The 21,276-nt window shown below is 48.7% G+C and carries 15 protein-coding genes; 7 read left to right on the top strand and 8 right to left on the bottom strand.

Annotation, left to right across the window (positions count from 1 at the left end):
* Positions 1 to 95 precede the first annotated feature (95 nt).
* Both H6G21_RS05790 and thiL read left to right on the top strand, forming a co-directional pair.
* The gene (locus tag H6G21_RS05790) at positions 96 to 1,184 is read left to right on the top strand and encodes a peptidylprolyl isomerase (RefSeq protein WP_190571492.1); all 1,089 of its coding nucleotides are present in this window, start codon (positions 96 to 98) and stop codon (positions 1,182 to 1,184) included.
* Positions 1,185 to 1,289: 105 nt separating this feature from the next.
* Positions 1,290 to 2,375 carry a thiamine-phosphate kinase gene (gene thiL / locus H6G21_RS05795; RefSeq protein WP_190571493.1) on the top strand — a complete coding sequence of 362 codons (1,086 nt, stop codon included), beginning with the start codon at positions 1,290 to 1,292 and terminating at the stop codon, positions 2,373 to 2,375.
* A 342-nt stretch (positions 2,376 to 2,717) separates the two neighbouring features.
* Here the strand turns inward: thiL and H6G21_RS05800 are convergent, their stop codons facing one another.
* Complete coding sequence (locus H6G21_RS05800) at positions 2,718 to 3,728, bottom strand: type I glyceraldehyde-3-phosphate dehydrogenase (protein ID WP_190571494.1); 1,011 nt, start codon at positions 3,726 to 3,728, stop codon at positions 2,718 to 2,720.
* 1,068 nt (positions 3,729 to 4,796) lie between these two features.
* Here H6G21_RS05800 and murC point away from each other — a divergent pair.
* From murC to H6G21_RS05820, 4 genes are all read left to right on the top strand, one after another.
* Complete coding sequence (gene murC / locus H6G21_RS05805; RefSeq protein WP_190571495.1) at positions 4,797 to 6,287, top strand: UDP-N-acetylmuramate--L-alanine ligase; 1,491 nt, start codon at positions 4,797 to 4,799, stop codon at positions 6,285 to 6,287.
* 149 nt (positions 6,288 to 6,436) lie between these two features.
* Positions 6,437 to 7,441: a UDP-N-acetylmuramate dehydrogenase gene (gene murB, locus H6G21_RS05810; protein WP_190571496.1), complete on the top strand. Its 1,005-nt coding sequence runs from the start codon at positions 6,437 to 6,439 to the stop codon at positions 7,439 to 7,441.
* A 276-nt stretch (positions 7,442 to 7,717) separates the two neighbouring features.
* Positions 7,718 to 8,068, top strand: a complete 351-nt coding sequence (locus H6G21_RS05815; protein WP_190571497.1) for a YbaB/EbfC family nucleoid-associated protein — start codon at positions 7,718 to 7,720, stop codon at positions 8,066 to 8,068.
* 126 nt (positions 8,069 to 8,194) lie between these two features.
* Positions 8,195 to 8,683, top strand: a complete 489-nt coding sequence (locus H6G21_RS05820) for a low molecular weight protein-tyrosine-phosphatase (RefSeq protein ID WP_190571498.1) — start codon at positions 8,195 to 8,197, stop codon at positions 8,681 to 8,683.
* Between the two features lie 127 nt (positions 8,684 to 8,810).
* Here the strand turns inward: H6G21_RS05820 and H6G21_RS05825 are convergent, their stop codons facing one another.
* Positions 8,811 to 9,515 carry a response regulator transcription factor gene (locus tag H6G21_RS05825; protein ID WP_190571499.1) on the bottom strand — a complete coding sequence of 235 codons (705 nt, stop codon included), beginning with the start codon at positions 9,513 to 9,515 and terminating at the stop codon, positions 8,811 to 8,813.
* Between the two features lie 303 nt (positions 9,516 to 9,818).
* Positions 9,819 to 10,259: a dTDP-4-dehydrorhamnose 3,5-epimerase gene (locus H6G21_RS05830; protein WP_190571500.1), complete on the bottom strand. Its 441-nt coding sequence runs from the start codon at positions 10,257 to 10,259 to the stop codon at positions 9,819 to 9,821.
* Between the two features lie 661 nt (positions 10,260 to 10,920).
* On the opposite strand from H6G21_RS05830, the gene H6G21_RS05835 reads away from it, so the two are divergent.
* The gene (locus tag H6G21_RS05835) at positions 10,921 to 11,214 is read left to right on the top strand and encodes a DUF1232 domain-containing protein (RefSeq protein WP_190571501.1); all 294 of its coding nucleotides are present in this window, start codon (positions 10,921 to 10,923) and stop codon (positions 11,212 to 11,214) included.
* 204 nt (positions 11,215 to 11,418) lie between these two features.
* Here the strand turns inward: H6G21_RS05835 and H6G21_RS05840 are convergent, their stop codons facing one another.
* From H6G21_RS05840 to H6G21_RS05860, 5 genes are all read right to left on the bottom strand, one after another.
* A complete protein-coding gene (locus H6G21_RS05840; RefSeq protein WP_190571502.1) occupies positions 11,419 to 12,525 on the bottom strand; it encodes a response regulator transcription factor in 1,107 nt (368 codons plus the stop codon).
* Between the two features lie 442 nt (positions 12,526 to 12,967).
* Positions 12,968 to 14,059 carry a hybrid sensor histidine kinase/response regulator gene (locus H6G21_RS05845; RefSeq protein WP_190571503.1) on the bottom strand — a complete coding sequence of 364 codons (1,092 nt, stop codon included), beginning with the start codon at positions 14,057 to 14,059 and terminating at the stop codon, positions 12,968 to 12,970.
* Between the two features lie 34 nt (positions 14,060 to 14,093).
* Complete coding sequence (locus H6G21_RS05850; RefSeq protein WP_190571504.1) at positions 14,094 to 17,963, bottom strand: PAS domain S-box protein; 3,870 nt, start codon at positions 17,961 to 17,963, stop codon at positions 14,094 to 14,096.
* Between the two features lie 336 nt (positions 17,964 to 18,299).
* The gene (locus H6G21_RS05855) at positions 18,300 to 19,409 is read right to left on the bottom strand and encodes a response regulator (RefSeq protein ID WP_199307049.1); all 1,110 of its coding nucleotides are present in this window, start codon (positions 19,407 to 19,409) and stop codon (positions 18,300 to 18,302) included.
* 222 nt (positions 19,410 to 19,631) lie between these two features.
* On the bottom strand, positions 19,632 to 20,945 hold the full coding sequence (locus tag H6G21_RS05860) for a PAS domain-containing sensor histidine kinase (RefSeq protein ID WP_190571507.1): 1,314 nt from the start codon (positions 20,943 to 20,945) through the stop codon (positions 19,632 to 19,634).
* Positions 20,946 to 21,276: the final 331 nt, after the last annotated feature.

A 21,276-nucleotide genomic window follows, 5' to 3' on the forward strand; every position in this document is an offset into this window, starting at 1 on the left:
TTTTTCCATCGCTTCAATATTTGCTCGGCCTGAGGGCTCCCTGACTGTGGCACAATCATCACAAGGATTGAAATCGTGCGATCGATGGGATAACTATGTCTTTTTGGAATCGGTTGAAGCGCCAGCTACTCGTTCTGGCACTGGCTTGCTTGGCCTGGAGTTATTGGATGCCCAGCACCCAAGCATTGCCCCAAGGGAATGCTATTACGGATCCAAAAGCGTTACTGCGCTATGCACTCCCCATTGAAAATCCTGAGGTTCGGAAGCTCCAAGCCGCGATCGAAGATATTTCCCAGCAATTGCGAGCCAATCGACGATGGGGCGCAGTGGTAGCGGATCTCAACCGTGCTGAGCGAGTTGTGGCAGATAAGCAGGCCGCCTTGCTCGGCAGTATCCCCGACGATCGCAAGCCCCAAGCGGAAGCACTGCTGGGAGACATTCAGGCAGAGATTGGCCAGATGCAAGCGGGTCTAGAAGCCAAAAATCGTCAGGCTACGTTGGATCAGCGGGCCGCCCTCCTGGATAGGATTGGTAGCTTTGAGGAATTGATGGTGCAGGGCTATCCCTATGAGGTGCCTGAAGAATACAGCAATTTACCTCAATTAAAGGGACGGGCCACGGTGGATATTCAAACCACCCAAGGAACGGTGACAGCAGTGCTGGATGGCTACAGTGCGCCGGTGACTGCGGGCAATTTTGTGGATTTGGTGCAGCGCGGATTTTATAACAATCTCCCCTTCACCCGATCGGAAGATTTCTATATCCTGCAAGTTGGCGATCCCGAAGGCCCCGAAGTCGGCTTTGTGGATCCGAAGACGAAGAAATATCGGGCCATTCCCCTAGAAGTTCTGGCTAAAGGGGATAAAGAACCCACCTACGGTATCACTTTAGAAGACGCGGGTCGCCCCTTGGATCAGCCCGTGCTACCCTTTTCAGCCTACGGTGCCATGGCCTTAGCCCGATCGGATGAAGATCCCAACGGCGGCTCTTCCCAATTCTTCTTCTTCCTCTTTGAACCAGAACTGACACCAGCAGGCATTAACTTACTGGATGGCCGATATGCCATCTTTGGCTATGTGGTGGAAGGCAATGATATTCTGCGCACCTTAAAAGCGGGAACCGATAAAATCATCTCCGCCAAGGTGGTCAGCGGCGCAGAAAATTTGGTTCAACCTAAAGCCTAGCGCCTTGAGCAATCTAGAGCCTCTATCACTCTAGAGCCTTGGTCAATATTTCGATTGGTTATTTCTCAAGTAGGCTGGATAAGCAGGTCTTATCCAGTTTTTTTTATGGGTAGCAGCAATCGTCGTGAAACCACGATCGCCCATCCTGAGGCGATCGATACAAGATTAATCTGTGATCTGGGTGAGCAAGGCTTGCTCCAACTGATCCAGCAATTCTGTCCGATCGGGGTAGTCGGGGATGATGCAGCCGTGATCCCCCGCCCCAAGCAGGATGCCCTCGTCATGACAACGGATGTGTTGGTCGATGGGGTGCATTTTAGCGATCGCACCACACCGCCCCATAGTGTTGGCTGGCGCGCGGTGGCCGCAAACCTGTCCGATTTAGCTGCCATGGGGGCAAAACCGATCGGTTTAACCGTGGGATTGGGATTACCGCCAAACACGCCGGTTGCTTGGGTAAACGACCTCTATCAAGGCATGGCAGATTGCTTGCAAACCTTTGGGGGAGCTATTTTGGGAGGGGACTTGGTTCGATCGCCTGTGCGAACCGTTTCAATTACCGCGTTGGGTGAAGTGGAGCAAGCCCATGCAATCCAACGATCGCAGGCGAAGCCCGGAGACGTGATCGTCCTGACGGGTTACCATGGCCTATCTCGGGCTGGATTGGAGGTGTTATTGGATGACAACAGCGCAGAGTCAGGGATCAGCGCTTCCGATGGGTACGAACTTTCTGAAGGCGATCGGCAAACCTTGATTCGAGCCCACCAATATCCCAGGCCACAATTAACCATTGGACGACAAGCAGCACAGTTCGATCGGGTGGCCGGCATGGACTCCAGTGATGGACTCGCGGATGCGATCGTGCAAATTTGTCGGGCCAGTGGTGTGGGAGCCCAGATTCATGATCTACCGATCCATCCTATTTTACAAACCCATCCCAAAAGCATTGATTGGACACTCTACGGAGGAGAAGACTTTGAATTAGTTCTTTGTCTCCCCCCGGAGGATGCAGCACAACTGCTCAAACCATTGTCTACGCCTGTTCAGGTGATTGGCCAAATCACTGCTGATCCGACCATACAGCTTCTGGCAGCTACAGGCCAAAGGATATCGATCGATCTAGATGCAGGCGACCTAGCAGCAGGATTTCAACATTTCAGCCCCCTGCCCAATCACCGTGATGCAGGATAGTCATCCACTGCACATCAATCACTGGGCATCAATCACTGGGCATCAATCCACTACACAACCCGCAGCATTGGCACACTCGATGCCAAAACATTCATCACTAAAATATTCAATACCAAAACACTCAACACCAAAACAGCAAGCATCGCAATCGCAAATGTCGCAATAGTAAATATTCATACAGTCGATATAACAGCAGTAAATACCAAAATCATAAATAAAGTAAATAAATAAAGGTGGATTCGGTAAGAACCCACCTTCTGTCAAATTCTCTTACTAAAATCCTGTTGTAACAAACAGTGATTTCTCAGAGCTTTTTCTAGTTTTCAAATGGCTCGGAGTGACTTACTTCCACTTGGTCGCAACGACTTCTGCTAAGTCAACCACCCGTTGGCTGTAGCCCCACTCATTGTCATACCAAGCAACAACTTTAATCATGTCGCCGCCCATGACCAGGGTCAGAGCAGAGTCAACGATCGAAGACTCATCGGTTCCAGCGTGGTCAGAAGACACCAGAGGCTCATCGCAATATTTGATGATGCCCTTCATCGCGCCTTCAGAAGCTGCTTTCAGCACGCTGTTCACTTCTTCTGCGATCGTGCTCTTTTCAATTTGAGCCACCAAGTCCACAACAGATACGTTGGGGGTAGGAACCCGCAGTGCAATCCCGTTGAGCTTCCCTGCCATTGCCGGATAGACCAAAGCAACAGCCTTAGCTGCCCCAGTCGAGGTGGGAACAATGTTGATTGCTGCAGCCCTTGCCCGACGCAGGTCCCGGTGGCTAGCATCCAGGATCCGCTGATCGCCGGTGTAGCTATGGGTAGTCGTCATGGTGCCTTTCACAATACCGAAGTTCTCATGCAGCACTTTGACGATCGGAGCCAAGCAGTTGGTGGTGCAGCTTGCGTTACTGATGACTTGGCAACGATCGTGATCATAATCACTTTCGTTTACACCCACCACAAAGGTGCCATCATCATTTTTACCAGGCGCGGTAATCAGAACCTTCTTCGCACCCGCTTTGACGTGCTTCAGGGCACCTTCTTTGCTGGTGAACACCCCAGTGGACTCGATCACCAAATCTACTTCCCAATCCTTCCAGGGCAAGTTTTCAGGATTGCGATCGGAGTAGCACTTGATCACATTGCCATTTACGGTAATGGTGCTGTCATCAGCGCTGACTTCACCATTGAACCGGCCCAACATGGAGTCATATTTAATCAAGTGGGCGTTCGTCCGGGGATCGGAGGTATCGTTTAGACCGACGATTTGAAAGTTGCTACTTTGCCGACCTGCCCAGCACCGTAAAAAGTTACGTCCAATGCGTCCAAAGCCGTTGATCGCGACTCTAATCACAGCGTCTTGCCCTCTGTTAGTAAATACCTATTGACGGAATCAATCATATCCTAAAAGGCTGACCGATTCGTAGCGAGTCTGAGGGATTTCCTGCCTGCCCAAATCAGGGGTCACTTTTCGCCCAATTCCTTGAATAGACGTACTTAGGCGACCTGAAGAAAAGATAGAAACGATGAGGAATTAGAATTTTGGTAGATTAATAGTCACTATGAATCAGTATTTAAGGATTAGGAATACTTATTTTGATAGCAATCCTCAGTTTTAATAGCAATTTCAGGTCTTCTCAAGGCGCAAGGCGGGGCTAGAAGAACCGCACAAGAGACCGGATACTTGCAATGCCCCTATGCAATGACTCTTGCAATAACGAATGCTCTTGCAATAACGAATGACTGCACTCGCAACTGCACCCTGTATACTGCACTCCCCGATTTTGTACTAGAGCCCTTGGCAAGGGTGACTGATAGGAAACAGGAGATAGGAAACAGGAGACCCTAAATTGTGCTAGATATTGCGAGACGATCGAGGGGGCGAGACGATCGATTACAGGGCCTGAATCCCCCTACCAAGAAGCAGTTTCGTCCAGTTAGAGAGCTAAGATACCCAGGGGCTTGCCCAATCTCTTAGATCCCAGATTCAGACTGGATTAGGTTATGAGAACAAATTGATCAAAGTCGATATTTAGGTCGATATCAGATAGATATCGGATCACAGTTTTGTACTTATTTCTGTACTGACTTGTACTGATTAATGGATGGATCGCAGGTAGATCAATTAAGAAGCGTTATCCTTCGATCGTCAATTCAACAGCCTTTAACTTTTAGAGAAAAAATTCTCAAAATGCCTTTTATGGAATTGAGCGTATCAATCAATACTTTGCTCAAATCAGAAAGAACGCTTAAAATTCCTTGTCAAGTCTTCAAAGATTAATAAGGACTATCTAGCTAAATGAAGCGAATTTGATCCCATAAATCTCTATCCAAGGTGTATGGAGATTGTGTGTTCCGAAAAAGCAATTCTTGCTATGATAGCGCGTGTTATTCGGTGTGGTGTTCGGTGTGAGGAGCTAAAATGCTGAATTCGATCGATTTCAGCGGAAGACCGTTTCATTTCATCGGAATTGGCGGAATTGGGATGTCGGCAATCGCCCACATTCTTGTCCACCGCAAGCTGCCAGTTTCCGGATCTGACCTTCGGTTGACCCATATTACGGAGCGTCTCCGGGCAGAAGGGGCTCATATTTTTTTAGAACAAAGTGCTGCGAATCTGGAATTTTTCCGATCGCGGCAGCCCGCTGCCGTTGGAGGAGTGACTGGGATTGCAGAGGAAACTGGAGCGGATGCAATGCCGCCGAAACTCCTGCCACAGGTTGTTTGCTCAACTGCGATCCACCCAGAGAATCCAGAGTATCAAGCAGCACGAGCCTTAGGATGTCCTATCCTACATCGTTCTGACGTTCTAGCCGGTTTGATGCAGCAGTACCAGGGGATCGCAGTGGCGGGAACCCATGGTAAAACGACGACTAGTAGCTTACTGGGCTACCTTCTTCTTGAGACAGGAATGGATCCGACGATCGTTGTCGGTGGAGAAGTTCTGGCCTGGGATGGCAATGCCAGAGCAGGGAAAAGCGATTATCTCGTGGCTGAAGCGGACGAATCTGATGGTTCCTTGGTCAAGTTTAACGCGCAGATTGGCATCATCACCAATATTGAATTGGATCATCCCGATCACTACAGCGACTTAGAAGAAGTTGTAGAAACGTTCCAAACCTTTGCAAGCCACTGCAAAACACTAGTCGGTTCGATCGATTGTCCAACGGTGCTGGATCGAATTCAGCCCACCATTACCTATAGCTTGGATCCTCAAAAAGGAGCCACCTACAGCGTCCAAAATGTCCTGTATGACGCCGATGGCACAGTGGCCCAAGTCTATGAAAGGGGAGAATACCTTGGGGATCTGAAATTAAAGATCCTAGGAACCCATAACTTGAGTAATGCCCTAGCTGCGTTGGCGGTGGGGCGTTTCTTAGGTTTGGACTTTGCTGCGATCGCGACCGCCCTCTCTACCTTTGAAGGCGCACGTCGTCGCTTTGAACTCCGGGGTGAAGCCAACCAAATCCGGTTTATCGATGACTATGCTCACCATCCCAGCGAAATTCAAGTCACACTGGCAGCCGCTCGGTTACAGGTCAGTGCGGCGGGCGCGTACCGTCGGCTAGTGGCGGTTTTCCAGCCCCATCGTTATAGCCGAATGCTGACTTTTTTGCCGGAATTTTCCCAATCCTTTGTGGATGCAGATGTAGTCATCATTAGCGATATTTACAGTGCAGGTGAAGCAAATCCCGGTAACATGACAGGTCAGCATTTAGCGGATCGGATTGCCGAAAATCATGCTGGAACCGTGCACTACCAGCCTTCTCTCCCCCAGATCAGCGAATTTCTGAATCACAACCTCCAACCGGGTGATCTCGTGATCTTTTTAGGTGCTGGAAACCTAAATCAGATTATTCCTGATGCGATCGCATACCAGCGGGAGCAGGCCGAAAAAATTTCGCATATTTGATGGGTGTCATTTTCTATCCAACGCGAGGGAATTATTCTATTCGAAGTTTGGATGGAGACTCTAGGGATTTGTCCAGCAGCTTCAATTCATCTCAAACTTGGACAGCCGATCATTCGTTTTCCTACTAGGATGTCAGCAACGGTAATACTATGACGCTTTCTCGGAACCCCCTGCCCACGGTTGATGAGCTGGGAGCACCTGCTAGTCTCCGTTATTCTTCCTCTCTCAGTTCAATCCTGCTTGACAAGACCGTGAGTTTCCCTGGTACAGACTGTTTGATTAAGTCTAATGTTCCACTTTCAACCCTGACATCCTTTCAAGTCGGTGGCCCTGCGGAGTGGTACGTTGCCCCCCAGACGGTGCAAGAGTTACAAATGAGTCTGGCTTGGGCGGTTGAGCGGGAAATTCCCATTACCTTATTAGGAGCAGGATCCAATCTTTTGATCAGCGATCGAGGTCTACCGGGGTTGGTGGTGGGAACCCGCTACCTCAAGCAAATGATCTTTGATGAGGAAACCGGCCAATTGACCGTAGGAGCCGGAACAATGTTACCCCTGCTTGCCCAACGGGTCGCTAAGCGCGGCTGGCGAGGACTGGAGTGGGCTGTTGGCATTCCCGGCACAGTGGGCGGATCGGTAGTGATGAATGCAGGAGCCCATGGGGGTTGTATTTCTGACATTCTAGTAGAAGTCCAAGTGCTCAATATGGACGGAACCTGTGAAGTGCTGACAGCCGATCAGTTAGCCTATCGTTATCGGACGTCGAATTTGCAAGGCGGGGGACGGCTCGTAACCCAAGCGACATTCCAAATGCAGCCCGGATTTGATCCAATCGAAGTACGGCGAGATACCGATTATCATCTTAACCAACGGCACAGCACCCAGCCCTACGATCGGCCCAGTTGTGGCAGTGTATTTCGCAATCCTGGGGAATACAAAGCCGGTTGGTTAATTGAGCAGGCAGGGCTGAAAGGCTATCAGATTGGGGGCGCTAAGGTGGCTGAACGCCATGCAAACTTTATCCTGAACTGCGGAGAAGCAACCGCGACGGATATTTTTAGATTGATCCACCATGTACAACGCCGCGTTGAACAGCAATGGTCTTTACACTTGGAACCGGAAGTCCGGATTTTAGGGGATTTCCAAGCAGCCTAACGGCACAGGGTTAGCTGACTCTGAGTAGGAATGTCCTCCAGTTGCGGGAACAGGCCGTGATCCAGCTCTGGAAGGACAGTTTTCTTTTTTGGGGTCCGTTTGAGTCTGGCCTTGGGATTCTGGGCTTTGAGATTCTGGATATAGGGATCTGGGTACAGGGATTCTGAGTATAGGGATCTGGGCGTTGAGATTTGGAATAGTCTCAGGCTTCCTCCTGCACAATTTCCGATCGATGGCATAATGGAGGCTGCTCAACTCGTACCTGCGTGAGAATTTATGGGACAAGGACAGGGATTTGGTGGCTTCGGTCTCGGTAAGATGAAGGAACTGACTGAAGCAATTAAGAAAGCTCAGCAAGTTCAAGAAGGTGCAAAACAACTCCAGGAAGATCTGGAGAAAATGGAAATTGAAGGGATTGCTCAAGGGGGCCTGGTTAAGGTTTACATGAGTGGAAACCAAGAACCGCGCCGAGTTGAAATTTCACCGGAAGCCATGAATGAGGGCGCTGACATGCTCTCGGATCTTGTGATGGCAGCCATGAAAGATGCCTACGAAAAGTCCACGGCAACGATGCGTGAACGGATGGAAGAACTGACGGGTGGTTTGAATCTACCGGGGTTCGGTTGATCTCGACCGTGTGATCCATCCACCAGACTTGGCTTATAAGCTTCATAAAGGCGTGTCTATGGCACGTCTTTACTATTAAATAGCTCGATTAATAGCTCGATAACTTGAAAGGGGATGATTCTCGCCATGGCTGCTTCCTATCGCTTGCTGTTTGTCTGCTTGGGCAATATTTGCCGATCGCCCTCTGCGGAAAATATTATGAATTACCTGATTGACCAGCGAGGTTTGGGTGATCTCATTGAATGCGACTCAGCAGGAACGTCCAGCTACCATGTGGGCAGTCCCCCCGATCGGCGGATGAATGTGGCTGCGCAGCGGCAGCTTGGAATTCAACTCAAAGGGCGAGCCAGACAATTTCAACCCTACGATTTTGATGAATTTGACTTGATTCTGGCAATGGATCAGGACAATTACGAAAATCTCTATTACTTAGACCGACAAGGTCAGTATCGCGATAAGTTGCGCTTGATGTGCGAATTTTGTACCCAGCACGACCTGAAGGAGGTACCCGATCCCTACTACGGGGGAGAGGCTGGATTTAATTTTGTCATTGACTTGCTCATGGATGCTTGTTCTGGACTCTTAGATCACCTGAAAGCCTCGGGAAAAATTTGACCACTGCCACGAAATTTAAGCGACTCGCGTTCAGCTGCCCGCGCAGCCACGGAAGAGTTCAAGCTAGATCAACGAACAGCTAGATCAACGAACAGCTAGATCAACAAACAGCTAGATCAACAAACAGCTAGATAACTAAATGGTGCTCAACGGCGTAGCGCACTAATTCAGCTCGGTTGCCTGTACCTGTTTTACGCAGGAGGCTACTGACATGTTTTTCGATCGTACGGGGGCTCAGGTGAAGTTGCTCACCGATTTGGATATTCGATAAGCCCTTGCTCAATAACTTCAGGACATCCTGCTCCCGCTGACTGAATTCCAAATGATTCGATAGATCCACTGAGAACGTCCGCGGTGGGTTGAGATTGTTCATCGAGGAAAACGCCTGTTGGGGTGGGGCATCCCCATTCCCTCCCGCTAGGTTGCCAGATTCCCGGCTTAATTTCCAGTCCATGAGGATCTGCGCCCGATCTAGCAAGTTGCGAATGACAGCACTTAATTCAGTGAATTCAAACGGCTTTTGCAAATAGACATCACAGCCCAATTGGTACCCCAGCACTCGATGGGGCACATCTGCTTTGCCCGTGAGGAAGATAATCGGCAGCAACCGCATATCCAGCGATCGGCGCACCTGTCGCACCAGCTCGTAGCCATCCATCTGCGGCATGGCGATATCAGTAATGATCAAGTGAGGATGATGGGCTTGAGCAAGGGCGAGCGCATCCTTACCATTGTCCGCACTGAATACAATATAGCCCTGTGACTCTAGGTAATCGCTTACCGAGAGTCTTGTCCCAGGGTCATCTTCTGCAACCAAAATTGTCAAAGGCATGGGCGGGCATCAGTAAAGCCTAATCCCAGAATAAACCTTTCAGAGAATCTAGCATGGGAGAATTCACAGTTTGTGTCGCAATTTAGCGTAACTCTGTGACAAGTCAGTTCAGAGCAATCTAAATTTACAAAAGGAATGCCCTACCAATCTGCGATCGGCCAATGACTGGATCAGACAAGGCAATTCAATAAGGCCGTGAAATAAGGCCATGAAATAAGGCCGTGAAATAAAGCAGTGAATGAGATAGAAGAACTTCTACAAACAGACCACGACCTAGGAGATTTCAGGCAATTTCAGGCAATTTCAGGCAATTTGTCGGCATTGCAGGTCTTGCAGCTGGCGATGGGCCGAATTTAAATCATAGGGAAAGGGTCGCCGTAGAGGCACATAGTCCCGATCGTAGGGAGCACTATGCCGCAGCACGGCATTGACTAGGACGCAGGGGTCTTGACTGGGGTTAATGGCCCCATGGGGAACACCTGGAGGAATGGTCACCACAACCGGATGGGTCTCGCTGAGCGGGATGTATTGATAGCGACGATTCTGGAGAACCACGAGGACAAAACTGCCCCGTACCACTAAAAGTTGATCGGTTTGCGATCGGTGGACAAACAAATCATCGATCGCGCCTGCCGCGACACTCACAAGCATGGTTTCATGACTCGACTGGGGGGTATAAAACTCAGCCATTCCGCCTTTAATCGAATCTAGAGTTCGGATTTCTACCCGTTTTGTGAGTCCCATAACACCTTCCTAAGCAGAGAGAATAGCAATTAGCTTCATTGAGGATCCAATTAGCTTCTACTATAGCGATCCAAAATATTAAAGAATGTGTCATTTAGAACAAAAGCGCCGTTTTATGGTACGAAATATCTTCTTGGTAGGTTGCATCTTGGTATAAACGTTTGGCAAATTGATGCAAGCAGGGGATGCGACCAGATGTTCAACCAACCGCTTGACCAGATATTTGACCAGATCTTTGGCCAGATATTCGACCCATCGTTCAACTAATCATTTGCCACCTGCGATCGCATTTCATCGCATTTCATCGCATTTCATTGGGTCTGGTGTTTGTAGCAACCTCTGCTGGAGCAGCTAGTTAGCGATCGGACAAAGAGGGAGATGGATTTCAAACCCGGAGATTCTCGTCCATTTTGAAAAAGATCTGCCAGGATAGAAAGCAATCATCCTTTTGGAACTGTTAGGTTACAGCGAAATCGCAACACAATAGGCTACTGAGCACAAACTGCTGAGCACATGAGCACAGACCCTTGAACACAGACTGCGGAACACAGACTACTGAGCACAGACTGCTGAGCGATTTTCTTCCGTCCGATCGAGGATATTGATCGATTCTGGTTAGCCCATTTCAAATCTTTTCTGATTCTGGCTTTAATCATTCGTTATGAAACTACCGACCCAAGTATTTTCTGATGTGTACCAACAACTGGTTCGTAATTCCAAGTATCGTTGGCTGATTGTTGTAGGTTCGATCGTTTATTTGGTCAGCCCACCCAATCTATGGACGGATCTGTTCCCAATTATTGGCTGGATTGATGATGGGTTGTTGATCACGTTGTTGGTCACCGAATTGACAGCAGCACTCCAGGAATTTCGCGATCGACGTTCGCAGCCTACAGCAACTGTGTCAGACGAACATAAAACAACGGTGGATGTAGATTCCACCCAAGTGAAGTAGGTCACCTCGCAGCCGATCAGCGCTGGGAAACCCGAGTACAAGCTTGCGTTAGCGTGGTTGTCAGGAGTTAGAGCGCCCTAGAGCACAACGTTGGAGCGCCCTGGGGCAAAACTAAGTTTGATCTTCAGACGCTCTTGCCCCATCGATTGTAATTGCGTCGATCGATGAAACAAGAGCGCATGGTGTCCCTCCGGCAGACGGGGGTCAGGGGTGAGCCATCAATCCGGTCGTCAGCGCTTTTAAGCATTCCTCTTCACTGACAATGGGTGTACAGGCAACTAAATGCCAACGATCGAGAATTGTTTGATTGTTATAAATAAAAATGGCTAACTCTCGATGATGCTCCAATAAGTGAAAAACAAAGGGTAGCGTTTCCTCTCCCGAATTCAAAAAGTTCGTACTAATGATGGCGGCCTTGGGAGCTAACCAATCTAAAACAGGTTTTGCTTCCGTTGGATTAGCGGTGATGTAGGGTTTCCAACCTTGTGCTCCTACCTGTTGTGCAATTTGCTCTGCGATCGTGCGTTGTTCTTCAACAATCAGTAAGCTCAAAACTTCCGAGGGCGCTTCCGGTTCCGTAACGGGGACAGCGGGTTCTAGGGGCAGTTCTGAAGATGGAGTCGCGATCGCTGCAAACGTTGTATTTAATCGATATCCGAGGCCATAGACCGTTTCGATGAGATCTTCCATTCCCACCGTTTTCAGCTTTTGGCGCAATCCTTTAATGTGGGATTTAACCGTATTTTCCTCTGGCAACTCATGCTCAAACGACCAGAGTTGATTAATGATCGCACCTCGGCTAAACAACCGCTGGGGATGCCGGAGGAATAATTCTAAAAGTGCCAACTCTTTGGGGCGTAGAGCCAAGGGCTTACCATCGTAGGAAACTTCACAAGCACAGGGATCCAGCCGTAATTTCCCAATTTCGAGGACAGATGACATGGGAAGCTGCTGTCCACGGCGCAGTAAAGCGCGAACTCGGGCATTTAATTCTGCTAACCGTACCGGCTTGACTAAGTAATCATCGGCACCAGAGTCTAAGCCAATAATTTGATCGTGGCTGGTGCCTCGAGCCGTCAGCATCAGGACAGGTACTAGCTGCCCATCTTCCCGCAATTTCCGGCACAATGTAATTCCATCCAGTCGAGGTAGCATGACATCGAGGATAATCAAGTCGTATTCTACGGCTTGCAGCATTTCCCAACCGATCAGGCCATCTTGAGCCGTATCAATGAGATAGTGTTGCTCAGAGAGGGCATCCACAAATTGTGTGGCCAGATCCTGATTATCTTCAATAATTAGAATTCGCATACTATGTATCGACACGCATTGAAACTACATCATGGGCACTACACTCATTTCAGAAACTAGTGAATCTCTACCTAGTAAATCGCTTTAAGTCGCTACCTTTAAGTCGCTACATTGTGTGGATAGAAATTACTCTCCCTGAAGCGAGTAACACTGTTGATCGCTTACACGAAACACCTGAGTATTCCCACAATTCTGCGAATCGTTCACTTCACTGGGCACTTTTAATGCAAGAACAACCCCGCCTGTAATCACTGTAGAGATTGTCAAAATTGCAACTAAGCCCACTTTATAGAAGTTGTTTTGTAACAGCATCGGCGTAACCTGAACCCTATACTGTTAGTGTGATTGCCAAAAGTGGAAAACTAGATGACCGCTTTATAAACCCAAGTAATTACTTCATCTTCACTTCATCCTTGCTGAACCGCAACATTAGGGAATCCTGCTAAATCGCAACTGTAAAGATAGAACCTTTGGGTTCATTCGCTTCTAAGGAAATTCGCCCCCCATGGGCTTCGATCGCCATTTTACAAAAGGCCAAGCCCAAGCCCGTTTGCTTAACCCCTTGGAACCCCTCCCCGACTTCATATTTCTGAAAGAGGCGATCCTGCAACTCTTCACTGACCCCACGGCCCGTATCTTTTACATGAATTTGCATTTGGATCTCTTCAGGATATTCAACTGCGATCGTGACTTGGCTATTGGAAGGTGAAAACTTGATCGCATTTGAGACTAAATTATCTAACACTCGCTGAATCAGGAGGGGATCAAGGCAAACTTGTTTTTTGTGGGAAGGATGATCGAGGACAACCTTAACCCCTTTTTGCGTCGCAATTTCCTCAAATTCTGCAGCAACTTGGTGACAGAGATCTTCCAAATCCAAGTGACTAGGATTGAGGACGAGTCGTCCCGATTCCAGCTTGGCCATTAATAGCAAACTATCTACCAGACATTCCAATTGACGGGTTGCCCCACGAATCTGTTCAACCTTCTTCGCTTGCTTATCTTGTATCCCAGCCATTTCCAAAATGTCGCAGGCTAGGACGATCGTCGATAGAGGATTGCGCAAATCATGCACAATCATGTTGGACATATCTTCTCGCAGTTGGAGAGAATCTTCTTTTAAGGCCAACAGATGCTGGAGCTCGTCATATTGCTGCTTGATACGTAGCATCGATCGAACCCGAGCCCGCAACTCAATCCCATTGACAGGCTTTCCAACAAAATCATCCGCCCCAGCCTCTAAGCAACTGGCTAGATCCTGTTTCGAGTTCAGCGCAGTCACCATAATTACGGGAATATGCTGCCAACTAGGACTGGCTTTGAGCCGACGACACACTTCTAGGCCATCCATTTCTGGCATCATGACATCGAGCAGAATGACATCGGGAATCTGCTTTTCGAGGAAAGCTAAGGCCGCAGGGCCACTGTTCACATATTCCAGATGATAGCCCTCTTTAAACAGCAGGATTTCCACCACATCAAAGTTGTCTGGCTCATCATCAATCACCAAGAGATAGGGAGTAGTTTCATTCATACAGGCTTTCCGTCCGTGTCGTTCCTAGAGAGTGCTATGGGCTAATCGAACAAGTGAGGGGAGGTAGTTGCAATAACTCGTGAATGGTAAGTGTTAACTGTTTTAAGGACACCGGCTTCGTCATATATTGATTGGCTCCGGTGGCTAAACATCGTTCCCGATCGCCCTGCATAACCAGCGCAGTCAGTGCAATGATGGGAATCGCTTGGGTGGCCGGGTGAGACCGGATACTTTGAATCGCCATCAAGCCATCGGTTCCCGGCATTTGAATATCCATAATAATCAGTTGGGGTTTGAGTGTTTGACTCATTTGAATGGCTTCTGCACCATCCTTTGCCATTTTTAAGCGATATCCTTGTTCGATTAAATAGTCCGAGAGCATTTCCCGATTGGCTTCATTGTCCTCTGCCAGCAAAATCAATGGTGCGGGCTGACTCGGCTGTACGGGTTCATCCGGTTCATAGGTGGGCAGGGGTTCGATCGTCACCGTCGGTTGAGGCTTCAGCCAAGGCTTATTCTTGAGTTGCCAGGGAAGTGTAATGGTAAACTGACTGCCTTTCCCCACTTCACTTTTCACCGCGATCGTCCCGTTATGTAACTGCACAATCCGTTTGACCAGCGCTAAGCCCAAGCCAGTACCTTCATACTGACGATTGAGGCTGCTATCAATTTGGACAAAGGACTGAAAGAGTTTATTGAGGTCTTCTTGGGCAATCCCAATCCCAGTATCAATCACATGAAAATTGATTTTTTGATTAATTTCATCCAGCTCTACAATCAATGAAATCTGACCCTGTTCCGGTGTAAATTTCACCGCATTACTTAACAGGTTGATCAGTGATTGCCGCATCCGCAAATCATCCACTTGAATATAGATGCCCTCAGCGGGAACCTGCAAATGGATTTGGAGAGACTTCTTCGTGGCGAGTTGACGAATAAAACTCAAACTGGACTCACATAAATGGTGAATATCCACCATGGCCATGTGCAACTCCAGCTTGCCAGATTCAATTTTTGCTAAATCTAGAATGTCGTTAATCAACTCCAGCAAATGCCGCCCGCTTCGTTCGATCGTGCCGATCGATTTAAGTTGCTTAGCATTTAAATCCCCATAGACCTGATCTAACAACCCTTCTGACAAGCCTAGAATGGCATTGAGCGGTGTGCGCAATTCATGGCTCATATTGGCCAGAAACTCATCCTTGAGGCGGGTCACCCGAGCCAATTCCAGGTTGGCATCCGCAAGGCAATCATTAATAATTTGGAGTTTATCTTCAGCGCGTTTTCGCTCACTAATATCGATTTGGATAAAGACGGCATTTTGTTCGCGATTGTATTTCTGCGCGATCGTTAAATAGGTAAAGGATTCCGAATCAACGACATAGGTAATTTCTTGACTGGCAGATTGCTGATTGGAGGCAAAGAACTCCTTAACGAACTGAATAAATTGACTTTCCTCCTGCATAAAGCCAACGGGACGCCCGGTGAAGTCCTCGGGTTGGAGTTGGAATTGTTCAGCAACTTTACGATTCACCCCCAAATACGTCTGATTGGCACCTACCCAGGAAATCGTTTCGGGAACTGCATTGAGTACAGCCTTGAGTTGCTCCTTGGATTCCTGCAAGGCATTTTCACCCTGCTTACGGGTCATAGCCGTGGCAATGTAGGTCGTAACCGTCTTGGCAATCTTAATTTCTTCTTCCGAAAAAATATGAGGCGTATCGTAGTAGACAATCACTTTACCCAGGTTCTGACTTTGATAGCACAGGGGAAAGGACGCCGCCGCTTGAATCGACTCCACAGCCCGTAAATGGGTCAAAAAGGGAATGCCCGCCGTATCACTAAAATCCGACAGAATCACTACCTGATCATTCAACCCCGTTTGGGAGGTTTCAAAATGACTTTCCACAGCGGTTTGATAATTCTGGCTCAGGCCGACCGAAGCCTGATAGCGGGGAATACCCCGATCGTCCGGAATTAAGATGGCCGCCGAAAAGACCTGTAAGGTTTGACAAATGCCATTGAGGCCGATCGTATAAATCTCCTCTAAGGTTTCCGCCTGATTGAGATCCAGCACTAAGTGATACAGCCAGTTCAATCGTTCAATCTGAAGGTTGAGTTGCGCTTCTGTCCGTTGGTGCTGTTGAATTTCTGCAATTAACTTTTCATTGGTTAAGGTCAGTTCGTGGGTGCGTTGCTGCACCCGCTGTTCTAATTTGGCATTCAGTTCATGCAGGGCCGAAGTCGCCCGTTGCCGTTCTAGTTCAGACGCAGCACGGGCAGCCAGAATTTTCAAAATTCGTTCAAAGTGTTCCCGATCGTGCATGGGCAAGTTGTCGAGAATAAAGAGGTGCCCAAAGGTCGTGCCCTCTCCATCCTGCATGGCAACCCCCAAATAGCTTTCTGCTTCCAGGGCAATCAAATTTTTGTCTCGGGGAAATAGCTGTTGCAGATTCTCGGCACAGTGGTAAACGCCATGGCGGAACACCTGCTCGCAGGGGGTGCCAGCAACCGGGTAGCGAAGATTGGGAGACACTTGGTGATCCGACCAAACCACTAAGGTCGAAACCCAATCCCCTTCTAGGGTGCCGATCGCCGCTTGACGGACGCCTAGCACTTGGGTGATTTGATGCACAAGAATTCGTAAAAATCGATCGCCCGTGGAAGAGACCGTCCCTTCGACTAAATTGCGCAGCGCCACTTCAAATTGGTTCTGTTCCGTCCTGGAGGGTTGCGATCGACTCACTTGGTAGATCACAATCTGAAACCCCAACACCTTACCCGCGTGACTGCGAATGGGAGAAACTTGCGCACTGAGTTGGCACCAATTGCCTCGCGCTTGCCGACACCTCAGCTCAAGTCCGATCGGTTGGTAGGCTAGTGTCAATAGCTCCGATCGTTGCAATTGCCCATAGTTTTGCCAATCCTCCGGATGGATGAAGGCACCCAGGGCTTGATCTTGCAACGCACCCGGTTCAACACCCACCAATTGATAGAACTGCGGAGAAGCATAGGTGATTTGGCCATTAACGGTATGAGTTAAGAGCATTCTGTTGGCAATTTCAGAACCACTCAGTGGGCCAGTTTCACTAATGGCAAGACCCGCTTCGGCCTGTTTGCGATCGGTAATATCTGTGATGGTGCCCAGGTAGCTGGTCTGCGCAGTCGGCTGATCCAAAACTGGAACAATCTGTCCATAGACCCAACGGATCTGCCCACTGGGATGTTGAAATCGATATTCCGCAATAAATTCACTCTGGGTCTGGAGAGCATACTGCCATAACGTGATGATCTGCCCACGATCTTGCTCATCAACGGTTGCAATCCAGTCAGCCTGAAGTAATTCGGCTCGTGAGTAACCCGTGATCTGGCAATAGCGATCGTTGAACTCTTCATAGGTGCCCGTCCCGCTGAGCCAAAAGACGCCCACCGGAGAAATTTGGGCGAGTTGGTCATAGCACGTTTGACGTGATAGGGCACGATCGACAGTAGGCGCGGGCCATGGCGAACCCACTTGAGCCAGGGTGAGCAGAGAGTGGATCGTGAGGGAGAAGAGTTCGGGTTGGAGAACCCGCTGCGATAGGTAGCTCCATTCCCGAGAGTCTATTAAACCTAGTTGTCTGGGATTAAAGTCATCGGGGCCGATCCAAAGACAGGGGATGCCCAATGCTTGCAACGGTTGTTGAGCCGTGAGCAGGGTATCTCTATCGACCGCCTCACTGAAACCGATCACCATGAGTTGGGGACGCTGCTGTTCACAATACATCAGCCCGGCTTCTAGCGTCAGGCAAGTATTCACTTCAAACTGATATCGCCAATCGTTATTCAACCATTGCAGATAACAGTCTCTCAATGGCTTGGCTGCCTCAATGAGGAGGATCGAGATAGGCAGATCGAAGGGCATAGGAGGTACGATCGTTAGGCGAGCAAATCAGCACTGAAATATAAGGCTTATTCGTTCTAGCATTCACTATCTTGGCCAAAAATCTCTGCTTTCAAAAATCCTAATCTTGTAATCACCCTCCATTTTGGGCAGGATCCAACTGTGAGTTACCTTGGAGAGAATCGGTGATCCTAGAAACTATCCTGACAGTAGTGAGCCCTGATAGAGTAAGACTGATAGCCGTGAGCCCTGATAGAATGAGCCCTGACAGCTGTGAATACTGATAACAGTGAGTCCTGCAGAATTCCGTTGGGTACACCTCTCTAGAATGATGGGGAAGATTCGATCGTATCGCAATTAAATTGTGGATGCAGGCACCGCCGCCGGTAAATGCACCGTGATATGGGTTCCGAGATCCAACTGGCTGGTGAGGGTGAGCTTGCCACCAAACCATTCAATTAAACGCTTCGCAATAATCAACCCTAACCCAATCCCCTGCTGTTCATAGGTTGAACGCTCGAATTGCACATAGGCTCCTAGGGCTTTGATCTGCTGGGCATTCATCCCTCTACCTTGATCAATCACGTCAAGGCAATAGGAATTTTGAGCGACCCGACCAATCACCTTGACGGGGGTGCCCTGCTCAGAGAACTTAAATGCGTTATCGATCAATTCAATCGCGATTTTTTCCATGTATTCGGCAGAAATTCCAGCCGTCGATCGTTGCAGATCAATGTGAAGATCTGGGGAACGATTCCACCGATGGGCAACTTCTCTAGCCGTATGTTGAACAATGTCATTGATTTCGTAGGCGTCGGATGCCGATCGGATCGGAGGTGCCCCAAGGCGGCTCTGCATTTCAAGATCCAGGTAGAGCAGCGCATTTTGGGTCAGGTGATGGAGCCGTTTTGCGGATGTCCGAATAAACTCCAGCAATTCAACAATTTCAGATTCTTCTAGCGCATCCCGATCGTTGAGAAGCAGGTCGGTGGAACAGAGGATGCCATTGAGGGGCGTATTGAGTTCGTGGGGCAGGGCATGTTTGATCGCGTCCCGAAAGTGGCTAATCCGAGATTGGGTTTGGTCTTCGGAAATCGCTTGTTTGGTCAGTTGGGTGGAAACCGCTCGCAGCAGTTCATCCGCTGTAAACGGTTTAGTCAGGTAATCATCTGCCCCCGCTTCCATCCCTTGCCGGAGATCCCGACGATCGGCCTTAGCCGTGAGAAAAATAAAGGGAATACCCGCCGTGGTTTCCTTCTGCCGCAGGGAGTGCAGCACGCCATGCCCATCGAGTTCGGGCATCATGACATCGCACAAAATTAAGTCCGGTTGCGTTTGCTCGGCTAACTGAAGTCCCTGTAGCCCATCGGGCGCTACGATCGGATCATAGTTAGACAGCATCAAAATTTCTTCAATATTGGCCCGAATGGCCCCTTCATCTTCAATGACTAGAATTTTTCCCACCATGGTTAACCTCCCATTTCATGATGGCTAGCAGTAGTTCCTAAGAGCATCGCCAAAACTATCTAGCCATTCTTTACGAGTTATTTTTTTAAGCGAATGAATCGGTAAAACTACGTGCATTTACAACGCATGCGTTAGGCGATCGCCCTAGGCGCTGTGCATTAATCAATATGCGTTAGTCAATATGCGTGAATCAAAAGGAAACCATCATGCAGGATGCTGGACTTAGGCCTGAGTTAAACGGGGAATGGTTACCGTAAAAATGCTGCCTTGATTAAGCTGACTGCAAACTTCTAACTGACCACCATGCAATGCCAGACACTTTTCAACGATGCATAGACCAAGCCCTGTTCCTGGAATAGTACCCACATTTTGCCCACGATGAAACAACTGACAGATCTGAGAGAGATCTTCTGGGGCAATCCCAATGCCTTGATCTTCAATGGCAATGCGAATCGTATCTTCCTGGAGGGTCACTGCAATTTTGATTAAACTTTCTGGACGGGAATACTTGTTAGCATTGGACAGAAGATGGGTGAAAATTTGCCGGAAAAGCCCCCGATCGATCAAAACCTTATGCCATTGCAGGGACGAGTTCAGATCCTCAGATTGGGCGCTGCGGGTGGGCTGAACCGCTGTTGAAATGGCAATTAAGCGATCGGGCGATTGAATATTGAGGTCTTTTACCAGTTCTTCAATTAATTCCAGGCAATCACAGGCAGTGGGTCGGCACTCCAGATATCCCGTATCCGCTTTGTACAGCAATAGGATTTCATCTAAGATCTGGGTTGTATGCTGCACATAGGTTTGAATGCATTGCAAGTGATGATTTTTCTTGCTGACATCAATTTGATCCCCAAAATGGGTAAGAATGCTGGCGGAAGAAGCAATCACTGCGAGGGGGGTACGAAGTTCGTGGGAAGCACGGGTGACGAAGTGGGTACAGAGTTCACGAAAGTCTGGATTGGGAACACAGACCTCCAAGGTTTTCTGGCGATCGCCAGGGGTCTCTTGCCGGGGGGTGGAACCCAATGGATCTAAGCCCAAGGGATCTAAACCCAAGGGATCTAAACCCAGTGGATTAGCTTGTTGCTCAGATTTTGCATTGACTAAGTCAACCGGACTCAGACTTAAGAAAAGAATGGGCATTGCCTCCGTGCTATGGCTCAATGTTTGGAGCTGTATTTCTGCCAGCATTTTGACGGGAACTTGATGCTTCGTTTGGAGCCACATTTCGATGGACTCTTCCTGATGTTCAAACTTTGGATAGAATCCTTCTAGCGTGCGATCGGCCTGATCTGATTCCCGATTAGGCGCAATGAGATCAACCAGAAACAGTTGCTGTGCTTCGAGCAGGCTATAACCGAATTGTTCCTGCCAAGCCCGATTGACATGGAGAATCCGACCGTCTTTGAGAGAGACCAATTTCACAGCTTGAGGCAGACTATCTAGGCAAAGATTAAGCAGCGCATCCTTGATTTGGAGCTGATGCTGGAGGTGGCAAATTTGATTTTCTAAAACATCGATTGTCGCGTCCATTCTTCTTTGACTCAATGTATGACTTAACATGACGTGGCTCTCACAAATCTTTGGCCTGACCAACAATAGGAACACTCACTCAGTAGACATTGCATAGGTGAAGGGCGATCGTCTGACCATCACCCCCATCTGACCATCACCCCCATCTGACCATCGCCCCAAGGGGGGAGGGAGATCTTCCTCATCGATTGCGCAACGTCAACCAATTTTTGGGCTACATAGAGTACAAATCGAGTACAAATCAAACGACAAAGGACTGACCCAGGGTATGGGCCAACTTGCATCCAGATTACCCATTTGAGGTAGCCTTTGCACATTTGTAAGCAGATGT

The sequence above is a fragment of the Alkalinema sp. FACHB-956 genome (assembly GCF_014697025.1).
Taxonomy (GTDB): domain Bacteria; phylum Cyanobacteriota; class Cyanobacteriia; order Leptolyngbyales; family Leptolyngbyaceae; genus Alkalinema.

Coding starts and splice junctions, on each gene's coding strand:
- H6G21_RS05790 (WP_190571492.1), top strand. CDS start 96: ATGTCTTTTTGGAATCGGTTGAAGCGCCAGCTACTCGTTCTGGCACTG.
- thiL (WP_190571493.1), top strand. CDS start 1,290: ATGGGTAGCAGCAATCGTCGTGAAACCACGATCGCCCATCCTGAGGCG.
- murC (WP_190571495.1), top strand. CDS start 4,797: ATGCTGAATTCGATCGATTTCAGCGGAAGACCGTTTCATTTCATCGGA.
- murB (WP_190571496.1), top strand. CDS start 6,437: ATGACGCTTTCTCGGAACCCCCTGCCCACGGTTGATGAGCTGGGAGCA.
- H6G21_RS05815 (WP_190571497.1), top strand. CDS start 7,718: ATGGGACAAGGACAGGGATTTGGTGGCTTCGGTCTCGGTAAGATGAAG.
- H6G21_RS05820 (WP_190571498.1), top strand. CDS start 8,195: ATGGCTGCTTCCTATCGCTTGCTGTTTGTCTGCTTGGGCAATATTTGC.
- H6G21_RS05825 (WP_190571499.1), bottom strand. CDS start 9,515: ATGCCTTTGACAATTTTGGTTGCAGAAGATGACCCTGGGACAAGACTC.
- H6G21_RS05830 (WP_190571500.1), bottom strand. CDS start 10,259: ATGGGACTCACAAAACGGGTAGAAATCCGAACTCTAGATTCGATTAAA.
- H6G21_RS05835 (WP_190571501.1), top strand. CDS start 10,921: ATGAAACTACCGACCCAAGTATTTTCTGATGTGTACCAACAACTGGTT.
- H6G21_RS05840 (WP_190571502.1), bottom strand. CDS start 12,525: ATGCGAATTCTAATTATTGAAGATAATCAGGATCTGGCCACACAATTT.
- H6G21_RS05845 (WP_190571503.1), bottom strand. CDS start 14,059: ATGAATGAAACTACTCCCTATCTCTTGGTGATTGATGATGAGCCAGAC.
- H6G21_RS05850 (WP_190571504.1), bottom strand. CDS start 17,963: ATGCCCTTCGATCTGCCTATCTCGATCCTCCTCATTGAGGCAGCCAAG.
- H6G21_RS05855 (WP_199307049.1), bottom strand. CDS start 19,409: ATGGTGGGAAAAATTCTAGTCATTGAAGATGAAGGGGCCATTCGGGCC.
- H6G21_RS05860 (WP_190571507.1), bottom strand. CDS start 20,945: ATGGACGCGACAATCGATGTTTTAGAAAATCAAATTTGCCACCTCCAG.